The sequence below is a fragment of the Pseudoalteromonas piscicida genome, from assembly GCF_002744175.1.
Lineage (GTDB): Bacteria > Pseudomonadota > Gammaproteobacteria > Enterobacterales > Alteromonadaceae > Pseudoalteromonas > Pseudoalteromonas piscicida_B.
In genome coordinates, this window is sequence record NZ_NKHF01000020.1 from 1 (window position 1) to 5271 (window position 5271).

Consider the following 5271-nt stretch of genomic DNA (forward strand, 5'->3'; position numbering starts at 1 on the left):
GGTGGGCCAGCTCCTGCAAACGGAGTGAAGGTGATTTATCGCTGGGTGGACCAGCTCCTGCAAGCGGAGTGACGTGATTTATCGCTGGGTGAAGCGGCCGGTTTGAAAAAGAGAGCGTTTACGCTTTACAAAAAAGTACACTTGTTCTATTTTAATAAAAGTACAAGTGTTCTTTTTTGGAGTTCAGGATGAAGTTTAGTTATTTTAACGACAAGAACGGGTCGTTGTTGACTCGGGCAAGCCGCGGATTTACAGGGCTTGTGTGCACATTGGCGCCACCAGTTACAGCAAGATTGGGACAGGTGTTATTGATGAGTCCACATGGTAAGCGGCAGTATCGGTTTAAGAACAAAAAGCCAAATGGCGAGCTCAATATTCTTACTTCATTGGGTCGTGTGCATGTAAATATTTTTGGTCTTGGCCCAAGAACGGTTATTTTAAGTCACGGCTGGGCCGATAATAGCAGTTGCTTTGATCAGCTAATCCCTGAGTTGGTTGCAGCTGGCTATTGCGTTGTGGCTATAGACCATATCGGTCATGGTCAGTCCCATGGTAAGCGAGCGCATTTATTGGCGTTTGTCGAGGCTCTAGATACGCTAATTGAAAAGCTTGAAGCCGATCGCCATGATATTGTCGCGTTAGTAGGTCATTCAATGGGCGCTGTAGCGTTAATGAATCTGCCTGATTATCGGTTAGAAAACCGAGTGTTGATCAACGTAGCTACCCCAGTGCAGTTTTTTGAGCTGATGTTTGAACGCGTCGCAAGCGCGGGGATTTCTGAAAAAATGCTACATCAGGTGTTAGGGGCAATCACCGCAAAATACGGTACACATTGGCACCTTATCCGAGATAAATTCCATGATGGGGTCGGCAAGTTTAAGCCAACTTTTATTCATGATACTGAAGACCGTTTTGCTCCATTTGAGCATGTGCAAACATTAATTGCTGCAACGCCCGAACGCTTAATTCAAACCTCAGGCCTTGGACATCGTCGCATTTTGGGCGATACTGGCGTTATTCAGAGTATTACCCAAAGAATAACTGCATAAGTGATGAATAAAGGCGAGAGAACAAGACAAAGTATTTTAGAGCAAGGTATGCGCTTTAGTAGTCAATATGGCTTAATAGAAGTCACAATAGGCTCAATGGCAAAGCTTTGCGGGTTGTCTCGCAGTGGGCTGATCTCTCATTTTGATAGCAAAGAAGATATGCAGCTGGCTATCCTTGATTACTGTGAAGAGCAATTTATGCTGCATGTGGTCGCCCCAGCGAGAGACAGCGATCCACTAACCCAACTTAAAAGGCTATTTTCTATTTGGGCCGACTGGACCCGAGAACTATTCAATGAGCCCCATTCCACCTGCCCTTTTATTAAAGCGCTGGTAGAGTTTAATTGCCACACTGAAAGCCCCATTCATACCAAGGTGACCGAGCAGCATAATCGCTTGTTTAGTTATATAAAGCATAAAATCGAACAAGGGATCGATGACGGCGTTTTTCATCCTGAATTAGATGCCCAATGTGCTGCTTATGAGCTTTACAATATGTATTTGGGCCATGCTATTGCTAAAAATACAGTGCTGACAGAACATGCTAGCGAGCTGTTCAAACGCAATATAGAACATTCACTTAAGAGTTACCAACTCAGCCCCAGAACAGAGAGTGACCCCGAATGATTGAAGTTATTTCAACCCCTTCTAGTACCCTTGTTAAGCAACTCACCGACTTGTACATTGCAACCTTTTCGGCGCCACCACGCAACGAAGAAATTGACCGAGACGAAATTGATGCACTGATGGAAAAAGAAATTAATGAGGGTGAAGTGCGAGTGATTTTTGATGACACGACTCAGCAATTGATTGGTAGCTTGTCTATCGTACCTATTGCCCATTTTAAAGATAGAACACGCTTCAATTTAAACTCAGGCTTGTATATCTCTAATTTTATGGTCGACAGCAATATTCGTGGTAAAGGCATAGGTAAGCAGTTGTTGCAAGACACCTTGGCAGCATGCGAACAAGCCATTCACACCCGTTGTCGGGTTGATGCTTTAGCGGTCAATCACTTGTTTAAAAGCCACGGCTTTAACTTAGTTGCCAATTACACCACCACCATGAATAACTCAGTCGCTGAGCGCAACATTTATACTTATCAGCGTTAATAACCTAGGCTTGAAATAATAGGTGGATAATCCGAGGTTTATCATTGTTGATTACCGCGTTCACTCTTATACTTTGCTCACAAGTTGTCGTGTAGAGTAATGAGATGCTGAGGTTTTTTTCGATTGAACACGGTGTGATCTCCGAAGTGGAGCCAGACCAAGATACGCCCATAGAAGCTGCAATCAAAAATGCTCATTGGATAGATACCATTAATCCGTCTGAGGAAGAGCGGCTAGCCCTTGCAACTACCTTAAATATTACGCTACCAGGTGCTGATGACGTAGAAGAAATTGAAGCTTCTTCACGTTGTTTTATTGATAGCGAGGGCTTACATGTGCACGCCTTGTTTATGTCGCCCAACGATGGCCGCTTTAATACCGTTACCGTTGCTTGTGTGCTGCAAAAAAATTGTTTATTAACCATTCGCGATGACGAACTGGCAGATTTTAGGTTGCTTCGTTTACGGGCTCGAAAAGGGCAGGTGGCGTGTGATAACCCTAAACAATTATTAGTGACCCTATTCGACCAAAAAGTTGAAAACCACGCAGATATGCTTGAAGATATGCACCACCAGCTAGAAAAGCTCAGTGCTTATGTACTTGAAGAAGAAGATTCAGACCTAGAAGAAGCCGTGAGCCGGATCTCTAAACTTGAAGATGCCAATGGTAAAGTGCGTTTATGTTTGATGGATACACAGCGCAATATTTCCTTCTTGATGCGCCATGTGGGCGTGCAGTCAGAAGAAAGAGAGACCCTAAGAGAAGTCACCAGAGATATTGAAACCTTGATGTCGCACTGTGCGTTTTTATTCGACAAGGTCAACTTTTTAATGGACTCCACGCAAGGGTTTATCAATATTGAACAAAACCAAATCATTAAAACCTTCTCCATTGCCTCTGTGGTATTTCTACCACCGACAGTAGTAGCAAGCGTGTACGGAATGAACTTTAACAATATGCCAGAACTAAACTGGGCCTTTGGTTATCCCTTTGCTATTGCAATCATGTTGCTCTCAGGCTTTGCTCCGTATTTATTTTTTAAACACAAAGGATGGTTGTAAACTATTTACGGCCCCTTTTGATTGCGTTTCATTTATTTAACCTAAACTTGGGTTAACAGCTGCTAGAGAGCAAATTGTTATACCTGGTTCAGGTTATTTATGCTTTTTATAAAAAATGCCACCTTAGAATAACTAAGGTGGCAAAGCCACTATCTACAGTGTTTAAAACGCGTCAGGGTTAAGTGCTTAATAAGTAACTTAAACTTAAAACAAAATGGGATTAATGATCGTGAGACTCCTCACCTGTAATACCTAGCCATACTAGCTTTTCTGGAATGTAATCTAACTCATAAGTGTCTACTAACTCTGCGGCTTCTAAATCAATCTTTTTGATTTGTTTAGCAATTGGATCGCTCACATATACCGCTTGTTCCGCTTGGGAGAAAGTGATCTGAAAACTATGGCCTTCGGGCATTGTAGCTAAATCAGCAGTGCTAATTTGAAGTTCACCAGCTGTTTCCCAGTGATGTTCACCGTCGTGCTCATGAGCTGCAAAAACACTTAGTTTGCCAGCGGTATCCATCACCACAACGTGTTCTCCAGCAAAGCTAAACCCAAAACTGGCTAGACGATACCCTTCGCTAGGTTGCCAAGTCAGTCGCTCTATGTGACCTTCTTCCGGCTCAACCATTAATACATCATTACCTGCCGATGCGATGAACTGCGCTGCATCATGATGGCCTTTTAATGTACCAACACGCTGCCCTTCGGCAAAATAGTCAGGGTTTGCTACTTTTACCGCACTAAACGCTTCTCCTTGCTGAGTAATTAGCGCAACACCATCACCACAGCCAAAGGCGATAACATCTTCACTTTGCGCACTGCCATGAAGCGCAGGACAACTCACGTCGAACACACTTTCTTGATGGAAGTGATCACCATGGGCGTGATACAACCCTATTTGTGATGGTAAAGAAGTTTCGCTTTGCGGGTCTCTAATCGTACTAATTAAAAACTCGCCGCGCGCCTGAGCCGCACCATGCATATATGTTTCATAGTGGAGTTGGGCGACTTCACTTTGCTCGCCACTAATATGTGCTTCGCTAAACATAACGACGCCAGCATTTTGTTGGCTGTCTTTATCGCCATCAGAGAAGATAGCAACGCCAGAGCCACCCGCAGTAACATGGGTTGGCTTTACTGATTCTAAATGAAATTCAGCAACTGCCGGGGCATCTTGATGCATATGGAAATGGTCGCCATGGGCTTCTTGGTAGAGGCCACTGTCAATAAATTCGACTAACCCTTCATCACGTTGTACCAAAACAGCAAAGCGATGATTTTCTGAACTGTATACATATTTTGGATAGTGTGTGACGCCAAAGGCCTCGATTAGTGATTTATCCGCTGTTGAATATAAGTTAACGACATTACTGCCTGCGCTAGTGACTAGCAAGCGACCATCGGTATCGGTTACCGCATCACCGTGATCATGGTCATCATCTCCTGTCTCTTGCGTTGGTGGATCGACCTTTACGATTGTGTGTTCTGTACCGCCACAAGCAGAAAGCAAAGCTGCAGAGATGGCAACTGCCAAAAGTTTACCTTTTAATACCATGAGAGATGTCCTATTTATACTTATGTTATATTATAACTTTAATTATGTTATCCTATAACAAATCCATTTTCAACAACTCGCTACACACCTAAACCTGATGACCTTTTAACCCAGTTTGGATATTGAAGGCTTAGCGCTTGCTACTCACAAATAACGCAAATACCGAGGACAGGCACCTCAACTATATCGATCGGCAATACTATGACCAATATCGAATATTGAAGGCTTAGCGCTCACCACTCACAAATACCGAGGACAGGCACCTTAACTATCGATTGGCAATACTATGACCAATATCGATATCAAATACCGAGGACAGGCATCTCAACTATATCGATCGGTGATACTATGACCAAAAACGGATATTGAAGGCTTAGCGCTCACACTCACAAATACCGAGGACAGGCACCTCAACTATATCGATCGGTGATACTGTGACCAAAAACGGATATTGAAGGCTTAGCGCTTACTACTCACAAATAACGAGGACA

5 protein-coding genes are annotated in these 5271 nt (G+C 43.4%); 4 read left to right on the top strand and 1 reads right to left on the bottom strand.

Features of this window, described 5'->3' with window-relative positions; all coding sequences use genetic code 11:
- Positions 1-188: 188 nt before the first annotated feature.
- The 4 genes from CEX98_RS04065 to corA all read left to right on the top strand — a co-directional run bounded on the left by CEX98_RS04065 (position 189) and on the right by corA (position 3222).
- Positions 189-1049: an alpha/beta fold hydrolase gene (locus tag CEX98_RS04065; RefSeq protein ID WP_099640847.1), complete on the top strand. Its 861-nt coding sequence runs from the start codon at positions 189-191 to the stop codon at positions 1047-1049.
- A gap of 3 nt (positions 1050-1052) precedes the next feature.
- The gene (locus CEX98_RS04070; protein ID WP_099640848.1) at positions 1053-1676 is read left to right on the top strand and encodes a TetR/AcrR family transcriptional regulator; all 624 of its coding nucleotides are present in this window, start codon (positions 1053-1055) and stop codon (positions 1674-1676) included.
- The gene (locus CEX98_RS04075) at positions 1673-2161 is read left to right on the top strand and encodes a GNAT family N-acetyltransferase (RefSeq protein WP_099640849.1); all 489 of its coding nucleotides are present in this window, start codon (positions 1673-1675) and stop codon (positions 2159-2161) included. Before CEX98_RS04070 ends, CEX98_RS04075 begins: the two co-directional genes overlap by 4 nt.
- Before the next feature lie 104 nt (positions 2162-2265).
- On the top strand, positions 2266-3222 hold the full coding sequence (corA, locus tag CEX98_RS04080) for a magnesium/cobalt transporter CorA (RefSeq protein ID WP_099640850.1): 957 nt from the start codon (positions 2266-2268) through the stop codon (positions 3220-3222).
- Between the two features lie 220 nt (positions 3223-3442).
- On the opposite strand, the gene CEX98_RS04085 is transcribed toward corA, so the two are convergent.
- The gene (locus CEX98_RS04085; protein ID WP_242441616.1) at positions 3443-4759 is read right to left on the bottom strand and encodes a YncE family protein; all 1317 of its coding nucleotides are present in this window, start codon (positions 4757-4759) and stop codon (positions 3443-3445) included.
- Positions 4760-5271 lie beyond the last annotated feature (512 nt).

What these genes read in the sequence shown, in the direction of transcription:
- CEX98_RS04065 (WP_099640847.1), top strand. Translation starts at nt 189, where the DNA reads ATGAAGTTTAGTTATTTTAACGACAAGAACGGGTCGTTGTTGACTCGG.
- CEX98_RS04070 (WP_099640848.1), top strand. Translation starts at nt 1,053, where the DNA reads ATGAATAAAGGCGAGAGAACAAGACAAAGTATTTTAGAGCAAGGTATG.
- CEX98_RS04075 (WP_099640849.1), top strand. Translation starts at nt 1,673, where the DNA reads ATGATTGAAGTTATTTCAACCCCTTCTAGTACCCTTGTTAAGCAACTC.
- corA (WP_099640850.1), top strand. Translation starts at nt 2,266, where the DNA reads ATGCTGAGGTTTTTTTCGATTGAACACGGTGTGATCTCCGAAGTGGAG.